The sequence below is a fragment of the Rossellomorea sp. DA94 genome (assembly GCF_029834455.1).
GTDB lineage: Bacteria > Bacillota > Bacilli > Bacillales > Bacillaceae_B > Rossellomorea > Rossellomorea vietnamensis.
In genome coordinates this window covers 1,299,634-1,323,814 of record NZ_CP122397.1, presented here as the reverse complement: position 1 = coordinate 1,323,814, position 24,181 = coordinate 1,299,634, and the positions used below count along the sequence as shown (strand labels likewise).

Here is a 24,181-nt window from a genome sequence, read left to right as displayed (position 1 = left end):
TCACCTCTTTCTTCATTGATGTTAGTTGTATTTAATACGCGGATCGACAGCCGCATACAGTAAGTCGACAATCAAGTTAATCGTGACAAAGATGGTGGCGACAACCAATATTCCGGATTGAACGACTGGGTAATCACGGTAACCGATCGCTTCGTAAATATAACGTCCGATTCCAGGCCAGCCGAAGATGGTCTCGGTCAAGATCGCACCACCGAGGAGAAGCCCCATCTGTAAACCAATGACGGTCAGCACCGGGATGATGGCATTTTTCAAAGAATGCTTGTACACGACCCAGAACATTTTCAATCCCTTGGCACGGGCTGTGCGAATATAATCCGAACGCATAACTTCCAACATACTTGAGCGTGTCATCCGGGCAATAATGGCCATCGGGATGGTCGCTAAGGCAATCCCCGGCAGAATGATGTGCTTCAATACGTCACCAAGCTGATCGAAACGGCCCTGCATGATTGTATCGAGAATATAAAAGTTTGTTATTGAATCCACGGGATTCCGTATATTCTCCCTTCCTGTTGTAGGCAGGATGTCAAGCTGGATACCGAATGTCCATTGCTCCATCAGTCCTAACCAGAAGATCGGCATGGAAACACCGATAAGAGCCAGGATCATGGCCGTATAGTCGAACCAGGAGTTTTGGAACCATGCACTGATGATCCCTGCATTCACACCTATGACAATTGCGATGATGATGGCCACGATGGCAAGCTCAGCTGTAGCTGCCAGATAAGGCCAGATTTCGGTTGAAACTTCCGTCTTTGTTCGAAGGGAGCTCCCTAAATCCCCGGTCAATAACCCTTTTAAATAATCGATGTATTGGATATACCAGGCATTGTCGAGACCGAGCTGATCCCTTAATGCTGCAACGGCTTCCTTCGTAGCCTGCTGCCCCAGTATCACCTGAGCGGGATCTCCCGGAATGGCACGGATGATCGAAAAAACGATAAGAGTCATCCCGAGTAATACGGGAATGAGCTGCAGTAGTCGACGAATGGTGTATTGGAACATTTTGTTCACCTCTCTGTGTGGAGATTCTGATTTCGATAAAAATAATATGATTGCTTGTCGGGGCTGAACAGCCGCTTCCGCTTTTCTATTTGTCCAGCTGCAGCGGCTAGCCCCTCGAGGTCATAAGTCAATCTTGCCCCAAAGGCAAAGACCGCCTTTTGTGCAAGCTCGCCTTATGCTTGTCGGGGCTGTTCAAGCCGCTTCCGCTTTTCTATGTACAAAGGGGAGAAATCTTAGATATCTCCCCTTTGATTTGTTGCTTATTACTCCATGTCTACTGCGCCTAACCAGTCGGAACCGGTTGGATGCGGCTTGAAGTTTTTAAGTGCTGCGCTTCCTGCAAGCAGCGGTGTAGAGTGAGCAAGTGGTACCCATGGAGCATCCTCATGGATGATTTCCTGGGCTTTCTTGTACAACTCTTCACGTTTTCCAGGATCTACTTCTGTTTGGGCATCGATCAGGATTTTGTGTACCTCATCGTTTTTGTAGTAAGAGTAGTTGTTGCTTCCGATATTGTCTTGGTCAAGTAAAACGTATAGGAAGTTATCAGCGTCTCCATTATCCCCGGTCCAGCCGAGTAAGAATGCATCCGCCTCTCCGTTTTTCGCTTTTTCAAGGTAAGTCGCCCACTCGTAAGACACGATTTTGGCTTTTACTCCTACTTCAGCAAGATCTGCTTGAATCGCTTCAGCCACTTTTTGGCCATCCGGCATGTATGGACGTGGTACAGGCATTGCCCATAGTTCCATATCGAATCCGTCTTTAAGACCGGCTTCAGCAAGAAGTTCTTTCGCTTTTTCAGGGTTGTACTCATAAGGCTCGATATCATCATTGTATCCGCCGATTACTGGAGGCATCGGGTTTTTCGCCATTTCCGCTTTTCCTTCGAAGAATGCATCAATGATCTCCTGCTTGTTGATTGCATAGTTGATTGCCTGACGTACTTTAGGATCATTGAAAGGTTCGCGAGTTGATGTTAATCCTAAGTATCCAACGTTCATGGATGGACGTTCGAATAATTGCAGGTTGTCATCGCCTTCGACTTTACTTGCATCACTTGGGTTTACACCATCAGCAAGATCGATTTCACCTGAAATCAGCGCATTCAGACGGGCTGAGTTTTCAGGGATCGATTTGAATACGACTTGATCTAATTTTGGTAAATCTTTGTTCCAGTAGTCTTCGTTTTTCTCGATGACGATTTTGTCATTACGCTTCCACTCAACAAATTTGAAAGGACCTGTCCCCGCATCTGTCGGCGCTTCAGCAAGCTTGTCACCAAGTTCATCAATTGCTTTCGGGCTTACGATCGCAAATGGGCTCATGGCAATGTTTTTCAAGAATGGTGCTTGAGGACGCTTTAATACGAATTCGACCGTCATGTCGTCAGCCGCTTTCACTTCCTTGATCACGTGACCTTCCTCACCTTTAAAACCGCCAAACATAGAACCGTAGTAAGGGAATTGATCTGCATTCCCGTTCATCCAGCGTTCGAAGTTTTTCACAACGGCATCTGCATTGAAATCTGTGCCGTCCTGGAATTTCACTCCCTCACGCAGCATGAATTTGTAGTTCAACCCATCATCGGATACTTCCCACTTTTCAGCTAATCCCGGGTTTACTTCTGTATCCTGCTCTCCGAATTTAACAAGTGTTTCGAAGATGTTTTTCGTTACTTTAAATGATTCCCCGTCAGTTACTGTTCCCGGATCAAGAGCGACAGAGTCTCCCCCGCGACCGAAGATCAATACTTTGGGATCTCCATTATCTCCACTGTTGCCGCTGTCACCTGATGATTTTTCATCTCCTCCACATCCGTAAAGCGCGGATGATACGAGCAGGATGAGCAGCATTAAAATTGACCAGCTTTTTTTCCTCAACTAAATCCCCTCCTGAATAATGTTTATATACTTATGAGACTTGTCTTCTAGTAAAGATGACAAGCTACATAATGCCCTGGTTGGTGTTCCTTGAATTCCGGCACTTTCTTTTTGCAGATGTCCGTTGCATGCGGGCACCTGGTATGGAATGTGCAGCCGCTAGGTGGATTGGACGGACTCGGGATGTCCCCCTGTAAGAGAATGGTTTCCCTTTTGAAATCCGGATCCGGTACGGGTACCGCCGACAGGAGCGCCTGGGTGTATGGATGAAGAGGCTTTTCATAGAGATTCTCACTATCGCTCAGCTCCACCATTTTTCCGAGATACATAACGCCCACACGGTCGCTTATATGTCTGACTACACCGAGATCATGCGCGATGAAGATATAGGTGAGTCCGAATTCTTTTTGTAGATCCTGCATCAGATTCAATACCTGGGATTGAATGGATACGTCCAGGGCAGACACAGGCTCATCGGCAATGATGAGTTTCGGCTTCGTCATGAGCGCCCTGGCAATCCCGATCCTCTGCCTTTGTCCTCCACTGAATTGATGCGGATAACGTTTCGCATGATAGCTGCTTAAGCCGACGATGTTGAGGAGTTCATGAACCCTTTCTTTTCTTTCCTTGGCAGAACCCATTCCATGAACCTTGAGTGGTTCTTCGAGGATCTTTTCTACCGTATGTCTGGGATTCAAGGATGCAAAGGGATCCTGAAAGACCATTTGCATTTCCCGGCGAATCTTCCTCATGTCCGAGTTTGATAGACTTGTAAGCTCACGATCTTCAAATGTCACTTTGCCTTCGGATGGGTCGATGAGTCTCATGAGCATCCTGCCCGTCGTCGACTTCCCACATCCACTTTCCCCTACGATTCCAAGGGTTTCTCCTTTATTGACGGTAAAAGAAACACCGTCCACCGCTTTAACAGAACTGACGGGTCGTCCAAGGATCCCGCCTGTTATCGGGAAATGTTTCTTAAGATTCTCAACCTTTAGCAACGGTTCCGTCATAAACTCCCTCCTCCGCTTCATCGAACAGGAAGCATCGTGTGCAATGTCCTTGTGATGTTTCATATAATTCCGGTGTTTCCACTAAACAGCGATCGAATGCTGCATCACAGCGGGCTGCAAATCGACAGCCTGTCTTGATCGACCCCGGCTTTGGAACATTCCCCTGGATCGAATGCAGTCGCTGCTGCTTGATTCGCATATCGGGTACAGATTGTATCAGGCCTTTCGTGTAAGGATGCTGAGGGTTCTTGAAGATTTCTTCAACAGTGCCCTCTTCCACCACCTTGCCTGAGTACATGACAACGACCCGTTCACATGTTTCTGCCACAACCCCTAAATCATGTGTGATCAGGAGTACGGCTGTGTTCAGTTCCTTATTTAACCGCTTCATTAATTTTAAAATTTGGGCCTGGATCGTCACGTCCAATGCGGTTGTAGGTTCGTCTGCTATCAGGACGCGGGGATCGCACACCATCGCCATGGCGATCATGACCCTTTGCCTCATCCCTCCGGATAATTGGTGAGGGTATTCCTTGATTAATTCTTCAGATCTCGGCAAGCCGACCATCTTCATGATGTCGACGGCCTTTTCCCTTGCCTGTTTCTTTCCTACTTTCGTATGTATGCGTATTGCTTCGATTAATTGATCTCCTATGGTAAAGACGGGGTTCAACGATGTCATCGGTTCCTGGAAAATCATCGCTATGTCATTGCCCCGGATATCCCTCATCCGCTTTTCGGAAGCCTGTGTCAGGTCTTCATCTTTATACAGGATTTTTCCGCCGACGATTTTCCCTGGCGGCTTTGGTACGAGACCCATGATGGATAAGGAGGTGACACTTTTCCCGCATCCACTTTCCCCGACAATCCCGAGCACCTCCCCTTCGTTCACATGAAAACTGACTCCATCGACTGCAGGAACTTCTCCATCATCCGTAAAAAAGGAGGTCCTTAAATCTTCCACTTTCAGTAAAGGACGCTGTTCGCTCATTCAAATCCTCCTCTTCGAAACTATCTCTCTTTTCTTAATAGTGCTTATTTTCTAAATTTTATATGTCTCTTATTATACAAGATGTTACAAATGTTGCAATCCATTTTCAGAATTTTTCTACAAGAAGTCGATATTCCCACTTCCATTCAATATATGTCCAATTAACCCTTTCATTCCTTCCATATAAAGTTATTTAGCACTACTTTATTCACGACACACCTGAAATAAGTTTGATATGTTTTTTGAAAACACAAAAAAAGTCATGACATTTATCACAGGAATCGTGATATGTCATGACTTTCACTATTATTGGTCGAGTTGTTGCACTTGGAAGAGCTTGTAGTAGTGACCTTGCTTCTTCATTAAATCTTCGTGTGTCCCCATTTCGACAACTTCCCCATGCTCCATGTGGATGATCCGGTCCGCATGAGTGATCGTGGAGAGTCGATGGGCCACGATAAAGGTCGTCCGGTCTTTTGCCAGGACTTCAAGGGATTCCTGGATGAGGTGTTCGCTTTCTAAATCAAGGGCAGACGTCGCTTCATCCAAGATGAGGATCGGCGGATTCTTCAGGAATACCCTTGCAATCGCCACCCTTTGCTTCTGACCGCCTGACAGCTTCACGCCACGCTCCCCTACGCGGGTATCGTAGCCTTGGGGCAATTTCATGATGAAGTCATGGGCATTCGCCGCTTTCGCCGCCTCGATGACCTCTTCATCCGTCGCTTCGGGATTACCAAACTTAATATTCATCTTGACAGACTCACTGAAGAGAATATTGTCCTGCAGTACCATTCCGATGTTGTCCCGCAAAGATCTGACCTGGAACCTCCTGAGGTCCGTACCGTCTAAAAGGATCTCCCCTTCCGTCACATCATAGAAGCGGGGTATCAGACTGACGAAGGATGATTTACCCCCTCCGCTCATACCGACCAGCGCAACGGTTTCCCCCGTCTTAATATCCAGGTTGAGGTTCCGGAGCACTCTCTCTTCATCCGATTCATAACGGAAAGAGACATTGTTGAACTGGATATCCCCCTGTACATTTTCACACGGAACAGCACCCGGTTCATCATCGATATCATACTTTTCATCCATGAATTCAAATACACGATCCATGGAAGCAATCGATTGAGTCAGTGTTGTAGATGAGTTCACCAGTCGTCTGAGTGGGCCATACAGGCGGTCGATATATGCAATGAAGGCAGCCATCGTACCAATGGTAAGATCTCCATTGATCACTTGCAGCCCTGCATAACCAATGATGATCAATGGTGAGATATCCGTGATCGTATTGACGACCGCAAACGCCTTCGCATTCCAGCTTGTCTGCTTTAAAGCCTTCGTCAGGAAATTATGATTCTGATCCTGGAATTGCTTCTGTTCATAATCTTCAACAGCAAAGCTCTTGATGACAGCCATCCCCTGGACCCGTTCATGCAGATGGCTTTGAACTTCTGCAAGCGCCTGGGAGCGATCTCTCGTCAACCCCCTGAGCCTTCCGAAGAAATAGCGGACACTGAAGGCGTAGAATGGAAAAGCGATGAGGGACACAAGGGTGAGCGATACATCCATCGTGAACATGATGGACAAGGCAATCACAATGGTGGCCGCATCCAGCCAAAGATTCATCAGCCCTGTGATGACGAAATTCTTCGTCTGCTCCACATCATTGATGACCCTTGAAATGACTTCCCCCGCCCTTGTATTCGAATAGTACTTAAAGCTGAGCCGCTGAATATGCGAGAAAAGATAATCCCTCAAATCATACAGGATCTTGTTGCCGGTCCACTGTGCAAAGTACTGCCTGTAATACTCCACCGGCGGCCGCACGAGAAGGAACAGGACGAGCATGATTCCCATGATCATGAGCAGCTGACTTGTCTTTTCATCGGCTGTCAGTCCTTTAGCCCCGACGATATCATCAATGACATATTTGATTAATACGGGGATCAATAAAGGGATGGTGAATTTAATGATGCCTATGATTAATGTACCTATGATCTGCCACTTATAAGGTTTGACAAACTGAAGGTACCGTTTGATACTATCCAAGTGATTACTCCTTTCTAAGGTGTATGCGTTTAGTTTACCCCAATAAAAAGGGGTGACCCTGTACGGAAAGAAGCACTGCAGCTCCCCCTGATCTCATGATCGATCAGGAGAAGGTTGCTCCTTACCGGGTCAGCCCTTTTACACCTATACAACTTTCCTAAAAATCCATTTACCCTCTGTGCGTCAAATATCGCTCGTACCAAATATCGATAAAGTCCGGGGCGAATGGCCCTTTTCTCTGTCTGATCCAGCGGACAAGCTTGTCGACATTCCGCTTAAGGATGTGATCGATCACATCCGGGTAACCGTAAAGCTTTCGATGAGCTTCATACTCATCTTCATCGAGCAATGTATATGTCATGTCGGGAAACACTTTGATATCCAAGTCGTAATCGATATACTTGATCGCCTCATGATCATATACAAATGGTGAGCTTAAATTACAATAATAATAAATACCGTCCTCACGAATCATACAAATAATGTTAAACCATAGCTCAGAATGGAAATAGCAGATGGCCGGCTCTCGTGTCATCCATGTCCTTCCGTCTGACTCCGTCACCATCGTCCGGTCATTTCCACCGATGATCTGATTGGTCGTCCCTTTCAGGACCGTCGTCTCATTCCAGATGCGGTGAATGTTTCCATCATGCTTGAAGCTATGTATTTGTACAGATTTTCCTTCAGTGGGAACCGCCATCGTATCCCCTTCTTTCATTTCAGAATTACCTTTATATATGCTTGTCTATTTTATCATTATAACGTTTCCTCAGAAAATTTAAAACAAAAGGGCTATCCTTAAAGAAAATATCCTTTAAGAATGGCCCGAATTTGATCTTTACTGGGGTCTAATATAGAAATGGCAGAGGTGCTCCTCCTGATTTTATGATGTGACACCGCTTTGTTCCTTTTGATAGGAACGGATCACTTCATCGGTCTGCTCTTGGAAGGTTTTCTGAATTTCCCTGAGATCCTTCTTCTTCCTTAGAATTTCCTTCTGTATCGATTCTACCTTTGTCATCTCCTGAAGCTGGATCAATTCTTCCTCCAACGCCTGGCAACGCTCTATCTCGGACTGAAGATATAACAACTTATCCATTGTACACAGCTGTACCGAAACCAACTCATTAAATCGTTGCTGCAACACTTCGACCAACTCCTCTAAACAAGCTCTCCTAACACATTCTCCCTTCCCATCACAAACCCTTTGACTTTTTCTGTCATAATCGTGAAAGTTTTGTCGATGGAGGGACGGACCTCCATTTTCAGAGGTTATATGGAGTAGAAGTGTTGTTATATAAAGCTTTGTATGATTATGAGTGTTGTTTTGAGAGGTCCGTCCCTCCAAAATGAAAAAGCACCCATCGAAATGGGTGCTTTTTCTGTCAAGAACAATGGGATTATTGTTGTTGACCGTATTTTCCAGAAGCTTTCGCTTTGTTAGCTTCTGCTTGTTGGTTTTGTTGCTTTACGTGTTGAGCTGCTGTCGTTTCAGAAGCGAACTCAGTACCGTATTGTTGTTGCTGAGCTTGACCAGCTTGAGCGTTTTGTTGTTTCACGTGTTGAACGCTTGTACCAGATTGAGTTTTGTTTGGTTGTTTTGCCATTGTAATCACCTCCACGCTTATTAAGATAACCAAGCGTGGATTTCACTATTCGATTTTTTTCAGGAAAAACGTTCCATTAGACAAGGAGAGAACGACCACCGTCCACGATAATGGTTTGACCCCTGATCATGGAAGAATCATCTGAAACGAGGAACATGACTGACTTCACAAGATCGTCGATTTCGACCATCCGTCCTGCCGGTGTTTTGCTGCGGGCATCCTCAAGAAGTTCTTCACGGTTAGGGAAGTGTTTGAGTGCATCCGTGTCGATTGCGCCGCCTGATACGGCATTTACGATAATGTCACGTGGTGCAAGCTCAACGGCAAGATAGCGCGTCAATGCTTCCACGGCAGCTTTTGAAACCCCTACCGTAGTGTAATTATCCAGGTAACGGATGGATCCCAAAGAGCTGATGCTCACAATGCGTCCGCCCTTGTCCATTAATTTTGCTGCTTCCTGTGCACAGAATAATAGAGCTTTACTGTTAATATTCATCGTCCAGTCCCAGTGAGACTCTTCAAGCTCCATGACAGGGCGTAATACTCCTGAAGCCGCGTTGCTAACCAATACATCCAACCGGCCGAACTCTTCTTTGATCTGTTCGAACATGGATTTGATTTTATCGACATCCCCGACATTCGCACGGACCACAAATGCTTTTCGTCCCAGTTTTTCAACTTGTTCAGCCGTTTCCAGGGCACCTTTTTTACTGCGGGCGTAATTGACGACGATATCGTACCCTTTTTCTGCAAGCTGGATGGCGATTTCCCTTCCAAGACCGCGGCTGCTTCCTGTTACTAATGCTACTTTTTGACTCATATTACTTCATCCTTTCAATTTCATTTTCCAATTGGTCCAAAGCATAAAGCGACCCTGAACACACAAACTAATAAGAACATATCAGTTAAATGGAGGAATGAGTTATGTATGTAGGCAGAGATATGACCGAGCTTTCCATGATACCAAAAGATGAATGGAAGAAAAGTGAGCTTGCTTTCTTTCACCATTCACTACAACAAATAGTACCTTATTTGAATACAGAAGGACAATCGATTCATCGGGAAATTATCGAAGAAATCGAAAACCGCGGTGGATTGAAGCGCGGCGAAGCCGATTATACACATGGAACGAAGATAAGTTACGACTGAAATAAAGGAGCAGCGGGACCCGCTGCTCCTTTCTATTTCTGCAGTATCCCTGCTCCTGTTTCCTGCCAGATTTTCTGGTGTGATACAGGAAATGCATACTTTTCCATTTCCAACGGAGTAACGGCAATCAGTTCGCTTCCTTCTAACGTATTGCTGTTTACAGATCCCACATACACCTCGATATCCCAAACGATGTGAGAGAAGATATGCTGGATCTTTGTCACAACTCCGGCCTTTAAAGAGCAATCCACTTTATACTCCTCTTCCATGAGTTGGAGCAATTGCTTCCTTCCGCTGCTTGCATTTCCTACTTCAAAATTAGGGAATTCCCATAAATTAGCGAGCAGGCCCTTCCCGGGGCGTTTATGGATCAAAACCCGATCATCTTCTGTGAACAGGACCGCTGCCGCCATATTAAGCTTGCGGGCCGATTTTTTCTTCGATTTAATGGGGAGTTCAGTCTGAACACCTTCTTCAAAAGCCTGGCAGTGCTCACGTACGGGGCAAAGCAGACAGGATGGGGATGTCGGTGTACAGATCAGGGCACCAAGTTCCATCAATGCCTGGTTGAAAAAGGAAGGGTTTTCTCTTGAAATCAGCTCCCTCACTGCTTCTTCAAACACTTTTCTGGATGAAGGCTTGGCGATATCAAGCCATATGGACAAAATACGTGAAAATACCCTCATCACATTTCCGTCCACTGCAGGCTCAGGTTTGCTGTAAGCAATACTTAAAATCGCTCCCGCCGTGTATGGACCGACCCCTTTTAAAGAAGAAATTTCTTTCGGCGTATCCGGAACGACTCCTGCATACTTTTCATTCACTTCTTTCACAGCTGTTTGCAGATTCCTGACTCTCGAATAATAACCGAGGCCTTCCCACGCTTTCAGCACATCCTCTTCATCTGCAGAGGCAAGGGCAGCTATTGAAGGAAATTTCTCGATGAATCGGTTAAAATAAGGTATGACCGTATCCACCCTCGTTTGCTGAAGCATGATCTCTGACACCCAAACTTTATATGGGTCTTGATCCTTCCTCCATGGCAAATCGCGTTGTTCTCTTGAAAACCATGAAATCAAATCATTCTGAAATTCCTCACGGTTTATGGTCTGTAAGTGTTTCAGTGGCTCTTCTATCAATTTTGTACCTCCAGGATGTTAATTGTTGCATTGAATAGGGAATAAATAATTAGTACTCTGTTTTTAAACAGACAAGCTTTATTTCTTGTAACCCACCACAAATACATTCGTCCAATAATCCAAATAATAAATGACGACGGGACATCCGTAAACGTTTTAACGCATGGAAATGGGATTCTGTCGGAACCACAAAGGTTTCGATATAGCGATTCGAATCATCTTCAGCCTTCTCCCAATGGAAGTTGAGAGCATCATAATGTGGTAATGTCTCTGCGATATCGGTCATAATTTGCTTATATCGAGGGTTTGAATTCTGCTTGATTTCATATTCCAAATGTATGTGCAAAGTGTTTTTCATTGAAATAATCTCCTTTTAACCATATCATGTTCACCAATGAAACGTCATAAACAAATCTTAGAAATGCGAGCCAAGGGAGGACTTTTTTTGGATACAGGCACTCATATCGTCATGGGCTTCGCTCTCGGCGGATTGGCTACTTTAGATCCCGTCGTAGCTGAAAGCGCAGCCACTTCTCAAAGTGTGTTGGTCGCAGCCGTGATCGGCTCTCAAATTCCTGACATCGATACCGTATTGAAATTGCGCAATAATGCGGTTTATATTCGTCACCACCGGGGGGCCACCCACAGTATTCCTGCGGTCGTTCTCTGGCCGCTCTTAATTGTTGCTTGTCTTTATCCGTTTTTTCCAGGTGCTGATTTGCTTCATCTATGGATTTGGACATTTGTGGCCGTATTCCTCCATGTATTTGTCGACATTTTCAACGCGTATGGAACCCAGGCCATCAGGCCGATCTCGTCGAAATGGGTCGCTTTAGGGGTCATTAACACGTTTGATGCGATCATATTCGCCTTACATGTAGTCGGCTTGATACTGTGGGGTCTTGGTTTTCCACCGGGAAAAACCTTTTTGGTCATGTACATTGTCATTTTTGCTTACTATGTATTGAGATTTCAGGTTCAAAAAGCCGTGAAAAATGCAGTGAAGCGAAGAATCCCCCAGGCTGAAAAGATCATCGTTTCACCGACGATCCGATTTTTCCAGTGGCGCCTGGCGATCGTTACGAAGGAACATTATTATGTAGCACGGGCATTCAGGCGGTCGATTACGATCTTTGATAAATTTCAACGCGTTGAACTACCTGACAGTCCAATCATCAAAGCCGCGAGGAAAGATAAAAACCTGGCAGCCTTCCTCTCCTTTTCCCCGGTTTACCGGTGGGAAGTGGATGAGTACGATGACCATTATGAAGTCCGCTTTATCGATCTGCGATATCGAAATAACGGACACTACCCATTCGTCGCCCTCGTGCAGCTCGATAAAGACCTGAACATCGTCAGCTCCTACACAGGATGGGTCTTCAGCGAAGAAAAACTCCGCTCAAAAGTGGACATTGACATTTTAATTGATTAAAGCAGTGAGGGACGGACCTTTTAAAGGTCCGTCCCTCATTACTTTAATGTACTAAATCATCATCTTCTTTGTCGTCGATCAGGTGTTTGTATTTCGGGTTTTGTGCGGCGAATTCATGGATTTGCTCACCGTATGTATTGACCCATTGTCGAACGACTTTCTCCGTCACTGCTTTTCCTTTGTAATCGTAACCTGCTTTTGCGTATGTTGCTTCGAAATCTTCCCATACGAGTTCAATCCAGGTCCTCGCTTTTTCATACGAAAGCTTATTATTTTTTTCTATTAACAATTGTGTTAATTCGTGGAATGTAGACTCCATTTTGTCTCCTCCTTTTCCATATATTTAGTTTGTACTTTTATGATAATGTCGACCATTTCACCCATACTAAAGGTACGTGGTTAAGCTTAGTTGTGAATCTTTGCTTCTTCACGGTATAAGTCAGTACATTTCACCTTTTAGGAGGCACATTATGCGAAATAAATCGACAGGGTTCCCCAACATGAACAACAATAAATTTGAAGGTGAACCGAGAGCAAAGGCGGAATATGCATCTAAAAGGGCTAACGGCACCATCAACACCCATCCTCAAGAACGCATGAAATCTTCTGGACAAAGAGATCACGACTCACTTTAATACAGTGAAATTTGATTAGGGGGTAGTCACGATGGGAAACATGAAAAACAACTTCTACCGAAATAAGTACAGCAGTCCATTTAACAAGGCATTCTACAATCCGAAGCATGCCCATTCTCAGGCAAATGGACAAACCACACAAACTCAAGACTTAATCATTCTGGAGAACCAGACACGTAAGCGTTCCTAGATCTTCTGAGGTCCGTCCCTCTTGACGGACCTCTTCCTTATTTCTTTTCCCCCGCTAAAAGGGAAATGGGCAAAGCTTCTTCTTTCCCGTCTCCGCCCAATCGATATCCCCATGCGAAAACTCCATTCAGATAGTCCACTTTAAAATAAGTGCCCGGATCTCCTTCAATCCCATAAATCCCACCAGGCTTATAAGCATCTGGATCCATGAGATAAGCCTGCGCCATAAGGGCTTTCCGCTCCAACACAGCAAACTCATTCACAATTCCCAACTGCTCTGCTTTCCTTGCCTTCTCCTTCAGCGAAGCAATCTCCTGCTTCAACTCATGCTCCGTCATCTCACTATATCTTCTCTCTTGTTCCATTCCTCATCACCTCTACTAATAGTAGTATAGAGAAAATGATACAATAAGAAAAGCGCAAGCGGCTTGGTCAGGCCCGACAAGCATAAGACGGGATGGCTGAAAAGGCGTTCTTTGCCTTTTTGGCCATCACGGCTTATGACCTCGAGTGGTCAGGCCCGACAAGCATAAGAAAGGATGATTAAACATGAAGACAGCCATCATCACAGGTGGAGGCTCAGGCCTCGGGAAAGAATTGGGGAAACTCTTTAGCCAGCAAGGATATCACATATTCCTTCTTGGTCGAACAGAAGACCGTCTAAAAGAAGCAGGAACAGAAATTGAACATATAGACGGACAAGTCTCATATTCCACGTTGGATATACGCTCCACACATGACATTCACCAATTCTGCAGGGATCACCTTAATGATCGTAAGGTTGAATTACTCATACATAACGCAGGAGTAGGCTATTTCGGTCCTTTAGAGGAGTCAAGTGACGATGAGTTAATCAGTATGTTTGAAACCAATGCCCTTGGGCCAATACGGTTAACGAAGGCACTGCTGCCTCAACTGAAGAAGAAAAGCACCATCATCAATATCATTTCTACAGCCGGCCTTAGAGGAAAGAAAAATGAGTCCTTGTATGTAGCAAGCAAGTTCGCCCTAAGAGGGTTCGGCGAAAGCCTTCAAAAGGAATACGAAGCCAAGGACCTACGCATCGTGAATGCTTATATGGGTGGAATGGATACTCCATTCTGGGAAAACAGTGACCATATCAGTGACCCGTCAAGACTCCGCTCTCCTAGAGCAGTAGCGGAGACGATCGTAAATGAATTTCGGGAAAAAGATGAAATCGTCATCGAATCAAAAAAATAAACAGCAAAAGGCAGCCATCGATGATCGAAGGCTGCCTGGATTTAAGGAGCAAACGGGAAAAACATAAAGGCCACAAAAAATAATAGCATAGGAACCAAAAACAATGCGAATACATCAATGACCACGACAAAGGCGATCCATACCCAGCGGATGCCATCCTTTCGTTTTAAAAATTGCTGAATCATCCTGATGTTGACCAGGATCAAGAAGATTACAACTCCCAGAAGGAAGAATGGAACGACCCATTTCCCCATATCCTCAGCAAACCCCTGGTTGAACCACTCCTGCCTGCCCAATGAAAAGTAGTCCGTTTGCACTTTAATCAACAATTCACCGATGAGAAATAAGAGAGCGGTGCCTATCACTATTCCTCCAGTGTAAAGCTTGAATTTTCTCCCTGTCCCAATAATAAGCGGAAGGGTAACAACAACAAACAGGATCGCGGCTATCTCCACTGAACTCTCCCTTTCCCCATCCTTTTAGTAATGAAAAGAATCACTCTTCATTTTCTTTTAATTCTTCCAACAACCTTTCAATGTCTTCCATTGAAAACCCTTTTCGATACAACGTTTGCTTCATTTTCTGTACATACTCATATCCATCGTATTTTGAACTGAGTTTTCTGTGAGCCTTCAACCCCTGATGATAAACCGCATCCCATCTCTCATCATCATCCCGTTCGGATTCGACCGTTTCCCAGACGATTTTCATGACTGAGCCAGGATACCCTTTTCTCATCATGTTTTGTTCAATCTTTTGCTTGGCAATCATCTTGGAATCTTTCCGATACTTATGAAGGAGCTTTTCTGTCAGGGCGACCGCTTTGTCTACCTGCTTTTCTTGTGTGAAAGCGGCCAGGGCTTCTTCAATATGGGAATCCCCCACGCCCTTTCTTCTCAATTCCCCCCGGATCCAAGTCGGCCCCTTATCAGCCGTATTCATTTGGGTCCCGACAAACGCGTGGGAGAATTCTAAATCATTGATGTATTTAATCTCATTTAATTTATGAATGACTTCCTGGATGATCCCTTCCTCCGGGTCCCCTTCCTGCAGGTGATCACGGATTTCCTTTTCCGTTCTCATCCGGTAGGCCAGATACTGAATGGCTTTATTAAATGCTTTTTTGACATCGTCTTCATATTGAAGCTCCGAAATCTCGAGCTCATCTACCTCCAGCCCTTTTCTGAGCTGAAACTTGGCAAGAATCGCTTCATCGACACTGAAAGAATATTTTCCATCTATAAATAAATTGTAACGCTCATCGTTCTTCACTTGCTTCGTTATTTTCGTAATCTTACCCATATTTTCCACCTCCTCTTAATCCTAACACATTCAACATATGTTTTTTATTCTGAAGATAGGTAAAATAATAAGTATAACTGGAGGGATGATGATGAAGATTGCCATAACAGGTGGAACAGGTTTTGTCGGCCAGGCTCTGACTGAGGAACTTCTCAAACACCAACATGAAGTGATGATCCTGACCCGAAATCCGGATAAATACGATGCTCGGCCAGGTGTGACGTATGTGAAATGGCTCTCCGATGGGGCAAGACCCGAAGCGGAGCTCGAAGGAATTCACTCCTTCATTAATCTTGCGGGAGAATCCATCAATAGCGGAAGATGGACCGAAGAACGCAAGAAACGGATCATCAACAGCCGGATCAACTCAACCCGGGAAGTCATCAATATTATAAAAGCATTGAAAGACAAGCCTGCCTCCCTTATCAATGCAAGCGCAATCGGCTATTACCCTTCTTCCAAGACGAATACGTATACGGAAGCCTCAACCGAGACAGCTGACAATTTCCTTGGGGAAACCGTTCAAATATGGGAAAAGGAAGCAGCCAAAGCCACCCAAATCGGCATACGGGTAGCCTATACACGATTCGGCATCATTCTCGGCAAGGGGGAAGGTGCCCTTCCACGGATAGCCCTTCCCTATAAAATGTTTGTCGGAGGGACTGTCGGTTCTGGTGAACAGTGGATGTCATGGGTTCACATCAACGATATCGCGAGAGCTTTGCATTTTGTAGCCGAAACAGAGGGGATTGCAGGACCTGTTAATGTCACCGCTCCTTCTCCCGTCACTATGAAAGAATTCGGAAAGACACTAGGGACGGTCCTTGGCAGGCCACACTGGATACCGGTCCCTTCCCTTGCTTTAAAAGTGGCCATGGGTGAAATGAGCGAACTCGTACTGGAAGGACAAAGAGTCTTACCGGTTGTCCTCTCAGAACACGGTTTTCAATTTCAATATCCGGAATTGAAAAGTGCCCTCATTGATATTTATCAGTAAGTCACAGGTATGTCCCTTCCTTTTCACGGCAAAAATAGAAATAATCTTGAAAAGAAGGGATGTACATAGAAATGGATAATAAGAAAAAGAAAGACAAAAACAAGTCGGTTCTATCAAGTGCTCAGGAAGTCACGTACTCAAGGGAGTTCAAAGCAGCAGATCGTGCAGGCGGTTTCAGTTCCAAAGCCCACAGATAGACAATTATTACCTAACTAAAAGCCCTTACTTTGAAGAAAGATAAAGGTACAGGTCCCACAGGATCCTGTACCTTTATTTTTTAACCAAAAGGGGATGTTGATATTGGGAAGATCACGCGGCCATAGCAAAAGAGGAAATAAAAACAGCCTGCCACAAACACCCGCTCAGCTCAAATCTGATGGTGTTGACGAAGAGTTCTCACGAGAACTTGCCGATCAGGCAGATATGGAAGCACAAGCCCGCGCGAACGCTGCAAACCAGCGTGCACGGGTGAAGAAAAACCAATAGTGAATCCCGTTCGTTAAAAAGTCGGGTTTGAGGAATTCAGCTTTAAAGAGCCCCACGCTGTGACAGCATGGGGCTCTTTCATTTCCAAACGTTCTCATACAACAATCGGCTTTTTGTGCTTTCTGTCATGTTGAGTGATCGTTTGTTTCAAGTAAGGAATCATCCAATGGTCAGCTCCCCAATAGTAGGCGCCCCTACCTGTAAAGAGGAGGATGATGGCCGCTGTGTAAAGGATGGGGTTCGTGCTGACAGTCCCTGCCAGTAAGAAATTCAAGTTCATAAATGCACCTGCGAGAAGGGCCGGCAGCGTCATTAAGCCGACAATCAGCCCTACCCCTACCAACATTTCTCCCCAAGGAATCAAGACATTGAACAGTTCTACGTTCGGCAAAGCGAATCCTTTCAAGAATTCTGCATACCAGCCTTGTACGGCTGGATGATCTCCTGTCGCATTAGCCAAAGCCCCCTGCAAAAAGCCGCTTGCATCAAAACCGTCATTCACCTTATGCCACCCAGCTTCAAGCCACTGAACTCCCAACCAAATCCTCAACACTGTCCAAACCGCGCTCACTTTTTGATTTTCCCACCATCTCATGATGGATCATCTCCTTTTGGATGTATAATTTGTGAAACTATTCACAAATATATTTACGTTAAGATGACCTGTTGTGATTTATATCGTGTTATTGTGAAATGTTTCACATATTCTTTACACTCTTAATATACCTCTTCTCCCCCCTTAATACAATAGGCTTTCGTGTCGTTCACAAAGGTGTCAAAATCCTGGAGTTTAGGAAGAGTTCAGCTGCTGAAATAGAAGCGAAAATCAGCAGCTGAATTTCCTTTCTTATTAGACTGTTAAAGTTCAGCCAATCTTCACCTGTCAAAAATCAACGGAATTTTAACAGGTGAACAAGCGGGCCGTCTGTAGTTATCTCTCTCTACTCAAATCAATGATCCGGATTACATTTTCACTATCATCTTGGTAAATGGCATATCTTCCTGGTGGGATATCACATGGAGTTTTAATGAAATGGAGCTTTTCCTGATGATGTTCATAATATTCATCTACGCTGTCTACGATAAAAATTCCGCCTGGTCCTAATTCAGGCTCATCATTTTCAATCATTAGTTGAACATCCGTTCCCGGCAGCCTAAGGGCAATGGTATGATCTCCTTCCCTCCAGGCCTCTTCAAACCCTAATGTGTCTCGATAATAAATAAGGGATTTCTTTAAATCTGTTACAGGATGACATAGAAAAGCCAGTTTCATATACTCCACCTCAATTGATATTTTTACAAAAACCTAACTTGGTTTGTATAACGTAACATAGTTATACATCGCTTATGCTGCAATAAATCCCGTACGCATTAATTTTACCATAAAAACCCATATACAACCCGCTATTTTTTGAAAATACAAAAACAGAAACTTTCTAATTTCCCACACGTACTACATAATAGAGATAGATATCCGTTTACGGGGGATGAAATGATGAAGTCAGAGAACAAGCTTTGGAGAATGTGGAAGGTATTATCACTCGCCTTATCCATAGTGGTCAGGGTCTACTGGTACCGGCTGCGTGGTAAGTCCCAATGGGAAAAAGAAAAGCTTTGGGAACAAATCGGGAAAGAGTTCAAGGAAACCCTTTTTGAACTGAATGGCGTGTTGATCAAAGTTGGACAACTCTTAAGTATACGGGAGGATCTGCTTCCGAAAGGGTTTATCAATCAAATTCAAGACTTGGTTGACCATGTACCTCCTTCACCTTGGGAGAGAATTGAATCGGTTCTTGAACGGGAATGGGATGCTACCGTTACTTCCAAAGTCAAGAGCATCGACCAGGAAGCCATCGCCTCGGCTTCCATCGGGGAAGTGTACAAAGCGACACTGCTTGATGGCACCCAAGCGGCCATCAAGGTACAGCGACCGGAGATCCCCTCACTTGTGAAGACCGATTTCCGGACATTGTCCATCATCATCTGGTTTGCCCGGCATTTTGCTCCCATGCCGAAGGGGTTCATTAATTTTAAAATGCTATATAGAGAATTGAAGCAGGTCATCGAGCAGGAGCTCGACTTTTCAAAGGAAATGACTACCGCCATTTCTTTTAAACAGCGGTTTAAAGATCATGCCAATGTTAAGATCCCGACTATGTATCCTGAACTCTGTACAGATAAAGTATTGGTGATGGAATGGGTCGATGGGGTTCGATTGAATGATAGAGAAGCGATTGATTTGTATGGACTGAATGGCCAGAAGCTTGCACAGGAACTATTCCGTCTCTTCCTCCCTCAGTGGCTCGAGCCGGGAATCTTCCATGCCGATCCCCATGCCGGGAACATTCTGCTTCAGCCTGATGGTACTTTCGTTTTATTGGATTACGGGATGATTGGGGAAATTTCCAAAAGGGATTCAGCCCATTTCCAAAACCTCCTCGAAGGGGTTCTTTTAAAGAATTTCCGGAAAGCTTCAGAGGCTCTTGCCGAATTGGGGTTCTTGCTTCCAGACGCCAGTCCGAAGACGATTGAGCATGTGCTAAAGGAATTTGTCACTCTGGATATGGAGCAGTTTAAACAGATGGATCTGATATCGGTAAAGAAGGAAATCAACGAAATGATGAAATCACTTCCTGTGCAGGTTCCGACCCGCTTTATCTTTTTAGGGCGATCCTTCGCCACGATCGAAGGACTTGTCCACACATTGAGCCCGGATGAAGAAACCCTTGATGTAGTCAAGCCTGCCTTTATGGATTGGGTGAAGGATGGGAACACAAACAAATGGGAGCTTCTTATGAAATGGGTCAGCGCCCAACCCCTTTTTCAGACCGTTCAAAAAGTACGGCAGTTATTGGATATACCGGAAAAGGCACTGGAACAAAAGGAACATCATCAGCTAAACGAGTTTCAATTTAAGATATTCGAGGGTCAAAAGAAGCAGGCTTATGTCATTATACTAGCAGGCTGCCTCGGGGGATTTTCAGGACTGGCGTTCGATATGGAGGTCATCTGGAAAGGAAGCTTTGCCCTGGCAGGATTCGGTGTCGCAGGGTATTGGATGATTGCCACAAGGCAAAGAAACTGGTTAAAGAAGTTGAAAAATGGGCAACTGTATTAAGAGTTGTTTCCCAGTTAAATAAAAAGCTCAGAGCAGCCTCTGAGCTTTTTCCTATTTAATCCGTGTGTAGTAGAATTTCATCCCTATTCAGCCCTCTGAAATTCACTCCTCGATACAGAACTCTTCATCACGGAATCCATAAAGGTTTGAATCGATGCGTAGTCGTCATACAGAAACAGTAAGGTGTCACCCGGCTGTGACATCTCCCACGCCATGAACAAGGCATGGATTTCCTCCGGTTGCACATGAATCGTTGGATGTCCTTTGGATTCATCCACCCCTCTGGTCAGCAAATGGATGGTTTCTCCCGGGGCCCTTCCCCTTAAATTCAGATCTTCCTTGATAATGAAGATATCAGAATGCTTTCCAAAAATCCTTCCCATTTCCTGAATCGTTTCATCTTTCCGGTCTCCCGCAGCTGAGCCAACCGTGATGACCCTTCCATCCTTCAGATAGGCAATGGTATCGTATAATGCCCTTAAGCCTGCCGGATTATGGGCGTAGTCCACAATGATGGTCCTTCCTTGTACGATTTGAACATTGAATCGTCCACGATTCTGATTTTCAGTCGGCAGAAAACTGATCACCTTGCTTCGAAGTTCGGAGAGTGGGCGTCCTAAAGAATGTGCGGCGGCAAGAGAACCAAGCACATTCAAGACATTATACCTGGCAGCACCATTGATGGTGATGGGAATATGGGAGACCGGCAAAAATCGTTCCGTTTTCCCCTCACAGGTATGCATGATCCATCCTTCATCCATGTACCAAGCCTCATTCCCATTTTCAATATGCTCCTGTATCACTGGATTTGAAAGAGATAATGAGAAATAGACAATCTTTCCATACGTTTGAGTGGCCATTTGGACACATCGCGGGTCATCCGCATTCAATACGCACGATCCTCCTGGTAAAACCACTTCAGCTACTGTCTGCTTCAGCTTTGTTAAATCCTCCAGCGTATCTATACCATTCAATCCCAGATGATCTTCACTGATATTGGTAACGATGGCCACATCACAGTGCCTGAAAGCGAGACCTTCCCTCAGCATGCCGCCTCTGGCCGTTTCAAGTACAGCAACGTCTACACCAGGGTGGGAGAGGACTTTCCTGGCGCTTTTTGGACCGCTGCAATCTCCTTCATCGATTTGTTGTTCGGCGATCCAAACGCCGTCAGAGCAAGTAAAGCCGACGGTTACATCCTCCTTTTGTAATAAGTGAGAGACCAACCGGCAAGTCGTTGTCTTACCGTTCGTTCCTGTCACAGCGACTATCGGGATCGCCGCTTCCTCGCGATTTTCGAATAAATAGTCAACGATTGCTCCCCCGACGTCCCGGCTTTTTCCTTCTGAAGGATAATGGTGCATCCTGATCCCAGGCGCAGCATTCACTTCAAGGATGGCAGCAGCTCCCTTTTCGAATGGGACGGTTACATCTGTTGAAAGGATATCGATTCCGGCAATGTCCAGACCGATGGCAACCGCAGCTCCTTCTGCCATCTTGCGGTAATGAGGATGAACATCATCCGTCACGTCAATGGCTGAACCACCGGTTGAAAGGTTCGCATTCCCCAGTACTTCAAGACTTTGTCCCATTTTAAGGACCGTATCCAGGGAGTGTCCCTCCTTCTCCAAATGTACAACGGTTCGTTCATCCAGGGGAATTCTGCTCATGGCTTTCTCATGTCCTTCTCCACGCAAAGGATTTTTGTTTTCGCTTTCAATTAGTTCCTTGATTGTTTTTCTCCCGTCACCTATTACCGTTGGAGGCTGGCGGAGACTTGCTGCAATGAGTTCATTATTCACGACAAGGAATCGGTAGTCCTTTCCTTTATAGTAACGTTCAATGATATAGTCAGTCCCTTCACTGTATACACAGCGGAAGGCCGTTAACAGATCAAGTTCATTCTGGATATCCGTCACGATATTTTGTCCCTGGCGCCCATTGACAGGTTTGATTACGAGTGGGAATCCGATCTTTCCCGCAGACTGAAGAAGCTCGTATTCATTTGAAACGACATCCCCCTCAGGAACTGGCAGACCTGCACTCTTCAATAACATTTTCGTCGCATCTTTATCACAGGAGTCCTCTACAGCAAGATAAGAGGATTGACTTGAAATCGTCGCCTGTACGAATTTTTGTTTCTTACCTGTCCCGAGCCTTAAATGGCTGTTTGTTCCCGTTCTTTCGACTGGTATCTTACGGGCTTTGGCAGCTTGGAAGATGGCCTCTGTACTCGGCCCCATTTTATGCAGATGATATAGATCGGAAGTTTCTGATATGTAAGGTTCGGCGCTGACCTCTTTATGTTCGAGGATGGCTTCTACGATTTCCATCGCTGCTGTAAACGCATAATATCCGGACTTCTTCTCCACATAATCGTATGTCACGAAATAAATTCCTTTCCGTTCGCTCGTGATCGTTTTGCCGCGTTTTACAGTGATTCCCGCCAGATGCTGGATTTCGAGTGCAATATGTTCAAGGATGTGGCCCATCCACGTCCCTTCATGCAAGCGTTCCACAAATCCCCCTGCATACCCCCTTGAACAGGTGTGTGTGAACAGGGATGGCATGACCTTCAGCAATGTTTCGGTAAACCCTTCCAATCGATTGGAGGGCTTCTCTTCGAACTCCTCTATGTCGAGCTCAATGCAGATCGTCGGCTTGAAGCTGTATAAGTTAGGACCGGATAAGTAGTTGACGCGATTGATTTTCATTTAATTGTTCTCTCCTTAAGATAAAATTAATTCCCTTTTGGTTAAATCAAAGATCGCGCCCTCACCCAATGTGTGAAAACGAATATCTGATATGGTCATGTTCTCTTTATTTTCAGCAACATCTATATAGGAAGACGTTTTCCCATCAAAAATGCTCACATTGAATTCACCGATCACTTCAAATTGATTCCGTTCACTGTTGACCCAAATCGCTGTATTTTCATCGATCCCCACCCCGATAATTTGAGGATTTAATGCAATCGCCCTCATCAGCCTTGAAAATCGGTCACGCTGGGAAAAGTGCTGATCTATAATGACGTCTTCGAGAAACCCGAAGCCAGAGCCCATTTCGAGGATCGATACATCCTGCTTTTTTGAGATTTTGGATGAAATGATCATCAGCCGGCTCATGACGGCAGCCCCGGCACTGGTCCCGCCTATGACCAGACCTTCCTTCCATTCCTTGATACAGTGTTTATAGAAGGTTGTCCCCCCCAGCAGGCTCGTGAGTCTGAGTTGATCTCCGCCTGTCATGAATAACCCCGACAGGGAAGAAAGCTGCTCGATCAATTCAGGATCATCCGCTTTCTCACGGGAATCCAGATGGAGCAATAGTGGTTTTGTTCCATGAAGCGTCTGAAACAAACTTGCGTATTCATTTCCTACCTCTTCCGGATAAGCTGTAGCAGTCGTAACGATCCCAATCGGACCTTGTCTATTTTGACATAATGAAGCGAACTTCGATAAGATGACCTTCTCATCCGTTTTATCCTCATTGCCCCCAATGATCAGCAAATCACCTTTTGCCATCCTCCATCAACCTCTTCGCTCTCATTTAATTTCCAAAAATAGTTCAGAAAATTAAAAATATATTTTGTATTCAACAAAGCATCTATACCCTTGTTTACCATTGATTAAACCTATATAAAAATAGAAAAAGACCAGGTCCATCCTTTATAAAGATGAAAACCTGGCCATCCTGCTATAAGATCACTTTCTTCGATTTAAAATATATAGTAAAATATTTACAGGAGGGATACCATGACAAATCGAAAAGAACCGTTCAATGATGTGACCGACCATATGTCTAAAATTGAAGGGGCACCCATGAACCAGCCCGGAAAGGAGAGTCTTCCACTCGGGATTCGGATTATCGGTTATGTAATCATTGGGTTTACGGGCCTTACGACTTTATTTGTCTTTATTTTGGGCTTGTTTGATTGAAGT

At 45.0% G+C, this 24,181-nt stretch carries 29 protein-coding genes; 10 read left to right on the top strand and 19 right to left on the bottom strand.

What is annotated here, in order from left to right; translation table 11 throughout:
* Positions 1-21: 21 nt before the first annotated feature.
* From P8596_RS06960 to fabL, 9 genes are all read right to left on the bottom strand, one after another.
* The gene (locus P8596_RS06960; protein WP_034762595.1) at positions 22-1,026 is read right to left on the bottom strand and encodes an ABC transporter permease; all 1,005 of its coding nucleotides are present in this window, start codon (positions 1,024-1,026) and stop codon (positions 22-24) included.
* 263 nt (positions 1,027-1,289) lie between these two features.
* Complete coding sequence (locus P8596_RS06955; protein ID WP_229593683.1) at positions 1,290-2,879, bottom strand: ABC transporter substrate-binding protein; 1,590 nt, start codon at positions 2,877-2,879, stop codon at positions 1,290-1,292.
* Positions 2,880-2,953: 74 nt separating this feature from the next.
* A complete protein-coding gene (locus P8596_RS06950) occupies positions 2,954-3,919 on the bottom strand; it encodes an ABC transporter ATP-binding protein (RefSeq protein WP_279726464.1) in 966 nt (321 codons plus the stop codon).
* Positions 3,894-4,910 carry an ABC transporter ATP-binding protein gene (locus P8596_RS06945; protein ID WP_061810823.1) on the bottom strand — a complete coding sequence of 339 codons (1,017 nt, stop codon included), beginning with the start codon at positions 4,908-4,910 and terminating at the stop codon, positions 3,894-3,896. Before P8596_RS06945 ends, P8596_RS06950 begins: the two co-directional genes overlap by 26 nt.
* A gap of 306 nt (positions 4,911-5,216) precedes the next feature.
* Complete coding sequence (locus P8596_RS06940) at positions 5,217-6,965, bottom strand: ABC transporter ATP-binding protein (RefSeq protein WP_279726463.1); 1,749 nt, start codon at positions 6,963-6,965, stop codon at positions 5,217-5,219.
* 169 nt (positions 6,966-7,134) lie between these two features.
* Complete coding sequence (ntdP, locus tag P8596_RS06935) at positions 7,135-7,665, bottom strand: nucleoside tri-diphosphate phosphatase (protein ID WP_034762875.1); 531 nt, start codon at positions 7,663-7,665, stop codon at positions 7,135-7,137.
* A 183-nt stretch (positions 7,666-7,848) separates the two neighbouring features.
* A complete protein-coding gene (locus tag P8596_RS06930; RefSeq protein ID WP_279726461.1) occupies positions 7,849-8,112 on the bottom strand; it encodes a YgaB family protein in 264 nt (87 codons plus the stop codon).
* A 253-nt stretch (positions 8,113-8,365) separates the two neighbouring features.
* Positions 8,366-8,572, bottom strand: a complete 207-nt coding sequence (locus P8596_RS06925) for a gamma-type small acid-soluble spore protein (protein ID WP_034762583.1) — start codon at positions 8,570-8,572, stop codon at positions 8,366-8,368.
* Positions 8,573-8,648: 76 nt separating this feature from the next.
* Positions 8,649-9,392 (bottom strand): enoyl-[acyl-carrier-protein] reductase FabL, encoded by a 744-nt coding sequence (gene fabL / locus P8596_RS06920; protein WP_034762580.1) that lies wholly within the window; start codon positions 9,390-9,392, stop codon positions 8,649-8,651.
* Positions 9,393-9,496: 104 nt separating this feature from the next.
* On the opposite strand from fabL, the gene P8596_RS06915 reads away from it, so the two are divergent.
* Positions 9,497-9,721: a mother cell protein YfhS gene (locus P8596_RS06915; protein WP_224520635.1), complete on the top strand. Its 225-nt coding sequence runs from the start codon at positions 9,497-9,499 to the stop codon at positions 9,719-9,721.
* Between the two features lie 32 nt (positions 9,722-9,753).
* On the opposite strand, the gene mutY is transcribed toward P8596_RS06915, so the two are convergent.
* The gene (mutY, locus tag P8596_RS06910) at positions 9,754-10,860 is read right to left on the bottom strand and encodes an A/G-specific adenine glycosylase (protein ID WP_224520636.1); all 1,107 of its coding nucleotides are present in this window, start codon (positions 10,858-10,860) and stop codon (positions 9,754-9,756) included.
* A gap of 49 nt (positions 10,861-10,909) precedes the next feature.
* Positions 10,910-11,218: a hypothetical protein gene (locus P8596_RS06905; protein WP_061810821.1), complete on the bottom strand. Its 309-nt coding sequence runs from the start codon at positions 11,216-11,218 to the stop codon at positions 10,910-10,912.
* A gap of 87 nt (positions 11,219-11,305) precedes the next feature.
* On the opposite strand from P8596_RS06905, the gene P8596_RS06900 reads away from it, so the two are divergent.
* Positions 11,306-12,292, top strand: a complete 987-nt coding sequence (locus P8596_RS06900) for a metal-dependent hydrolase (protein WP_279726459.1) — start codon at positions 11,306-11,308, stop codon at positions 12,290-12,292.
* A 43-nt stretch (positions 12,293-12,335) separates the two neighbouring features.
* Here the strand turns inward: P8596_RS06900 and P8596_RS06895 are convergent, their stop codons facing one another.
* A complete protein-coding gene (locus P8596_RS06895; protein WP_034762572.1) occupies positions 12,336-12,611 on the bottom strand; it encodes a YfhJ family protein in 276 nt (91 codons plus the stop codon).
* A 151-nt stretch (positions 12,612-12,762) separates the two neighbouring features.
* Here P8596_RS06895 and P8596_RS06890 point away from each other — a divergent pair, with 151 nt between their 5' ends.
* Positions 12,763-12,927, top strand: coding sequence for a small, acid-soluble spore protein K (locus P8596_RS06890; protein ID WP_034762570.1), 165 nt, complete (start codon positions 12,763-12,765; stop codon positions 12,925-12,927).
* A gap of 31 nt (positions 12,928-12,958) precedes the next feature.
* Entirely contained in the window at positions 12,959-13,117 is a 159-nt protein-coding gene (locus tag P8596_RS06885; RefSeq protein ID WP_079531087.1) for a YpzG family protein, read from the top strand.
* A gap of 37 nt (positions 13,118-13,154) precedes the next feature.
* Here P8596_RS06885 and P8596_RS06880 read toward each other — a convergent pair whose 3' ends face one another.
* Entirely contained in the window at positions 13,155-13,481 is a 327-nt protein-coding gene (locus P8596_RS06880) for a YfhH family protein (protein ID WP_061810819.1), read from the bottom strand.
* Positions 13,482-13,665: 184 nt separating this feature from the next.
* Between P8596_RS06880 and P8596_RS06875 the strand changes: the two genes are divergently transcribed.
* Positions 13,666-14,337: an SDR family NAD(P)-dependent oxidoreductase gene (locus tag P8596_RS06875; RefSeq protein WP_279726457.1), complete on the top strand. Its 672-nt coding sequence runs from the start codon at positions 13,666-13,668 to the stop codon at positions 14,335-14,337.
* A 41-nt stretch (positions 14,338-14,378) separates the two neighbouring features.
* Here P8596_RS06875 and P8596_RS06870 read toward each other — a convergent pair whose 3' ends face one another.
* A complete protein-coding gene (locus tag P8596_RS06870; RefSeq protein WP_279726455.1) occupies positions 14,379-14,792 on the bottom strand; it encodes a hypothetical protein in 414 nt (137 codons plus the stop codon).
* Between the two features lie 40 nt (positions 14,793-14,832).
* On the bottom strand, positions 14,833-15,639 hold the full coding sequence (gene recX, locus P8596_RS06865; RefSeq protein ID WP_279726453.1) for a recombination regulator RecX: 807 nt from the start codon (positions 15,637-15,639) through the stop codon (positions 14,833-14,835).
* Positions 15,640-15,730: 91 nt separating this feature from the next.
* Between recX and P8596_RS06860 the strand changes: the two genes are divergently transcribed.
* The 3 genes from P8596_RS06860 to P8596_RS06850 all read left to right on the top strand — a co-directional run bounded on the left by P8596_RS06860 (position 15,731) and on the right by P8596_RS06850 (position 17,122).
* The gene (locus P8596_RS06860) at positions 15,731-16,636 is read left to right on the top strand and encodes a TIGR01777 family oxidoreductase (RefSeq protein WP_279726451.1); all 906 of its coding nucleotides are present in this window, start codon (positions 15,731-15,733) and stop codon (positions 16,634-16,636) included.
* 71 nt (positions 16,637-16,707) lie between these two features.
* The gene (locus P8596_RS06855) at positions 16,708-16,833 is read left to right on the top strand and encodes a YfhE family protein (RefSeq protein ID WP_079531092.1); all 126 of its coding nucleotides are present in this window, start codon (positions 16,708-16,710) and stop codon (positions 16,831-16,833) included.
* Between the two features lie 103 nt (positions 16,834-16,936).
* Positions 16,937-17,122, top strand: a complete 186-nt coding sequence (locus tag P8596_RS06850) for a YfhD family protein (RefSeq protein WP_060673389.1) — start codon at positions 16,937-16,939, stop codon at positions 17,120-17,122.
* A 94-nt stretch (positions 17,123-17,216) separates the two neighbouring features.
* Here P8596_RS06850 and P8596_RS06845 read toward each other — a convergent pair whose 3' ends face one another.
* Together P8596_RS06845 and P8596_RS06840 are read right to left on the bottom strand one after the other, a co-directional pair.
* On the bottom strand, positions 17,217-17,717 hold the full coding sequence (locus tag P8596_RS06845) for a DoxX family protein (RefSeq protein WP_279726449.1): 501 nt from the start codon (positions 17,715-17,717) through the stop codon (positions 17,217-17,219).
* A gap of 336 nt (positions 17,718-18,053) precedes the next feature.
* Positions 18,054-18,395, bottom strand: a complete 342-nt coding sequence (locus tag P8596_RS06840; RefSeq protein WP_279726448.1) for a VOC family protein — start codon at positions 18,393-18,395, stop codon at positions 18,054-18,056.
* 219 nt (positions 18,396-18,614) lie between these two features.
* Between P8596_RS06840 and P8596_RS06835 the strand changes: the two genes are divergently transcribed.
* The gene (locus P8596_RS06835) at positions 18,615-20,240 is read left to right on the top strand and encodes an ABC1 kinase family protein (RefSeq protein ID WP_279726446.1); all 1,626 of its coding nucleotides are present in this window, start codon (positions 18,615-18,617) and stop codon (positions 20,238-20,240) included.
* Between the two features lie 83 nt (positions 20,241-20,323).
* Here the strand turns inward: P8596_RS06835 and cphA are convergent, their stop codons facing one another.
* Both cphA and P8596_RS06825 read right to left on the bottom strand, forming a co-directional pair.
* Positions 20,324-22,954, bottom strand: a complete 2,631-nt coding sequence (cphA, locus tag P8596_RS06830) for a cyanophycin synthetase (protein ID WP_279726445.1) — start codon at positions 22,952-22,954, stop codon at positions 20,324-20,326.
* Positions 22,955-22,969: 15 nt separating this feature from the next.
* Positions 22,970-23,764: a cyanophycinase gene (locus tag P8596_RS06825; protein ID WP_224520647.1), complete on the bottom strand. Its 795-nt coding sequence runs from the start codon at positions 23,762-23,764 to the stop codon at positions 22,970-22,972.
* Between the two features lie 231 nt (positions 23,765-23,995).
* On the opposite strand from P8596_RS06825, the gene P8596_RS06820 reads away from it, so the two are divergent.
* Positions 23,996-24,178, top strand: coding sequence for a hypothetical protein (locus P8596_RS06820; protein ID WP_279726444.1), 183 nt, complete (start codon positions 23,996-23,998; stop codon positions 24,176-24,178).
* The last annotated feature ends 3 nt before the right edge of the window (positions 24,179-24,181 follow it).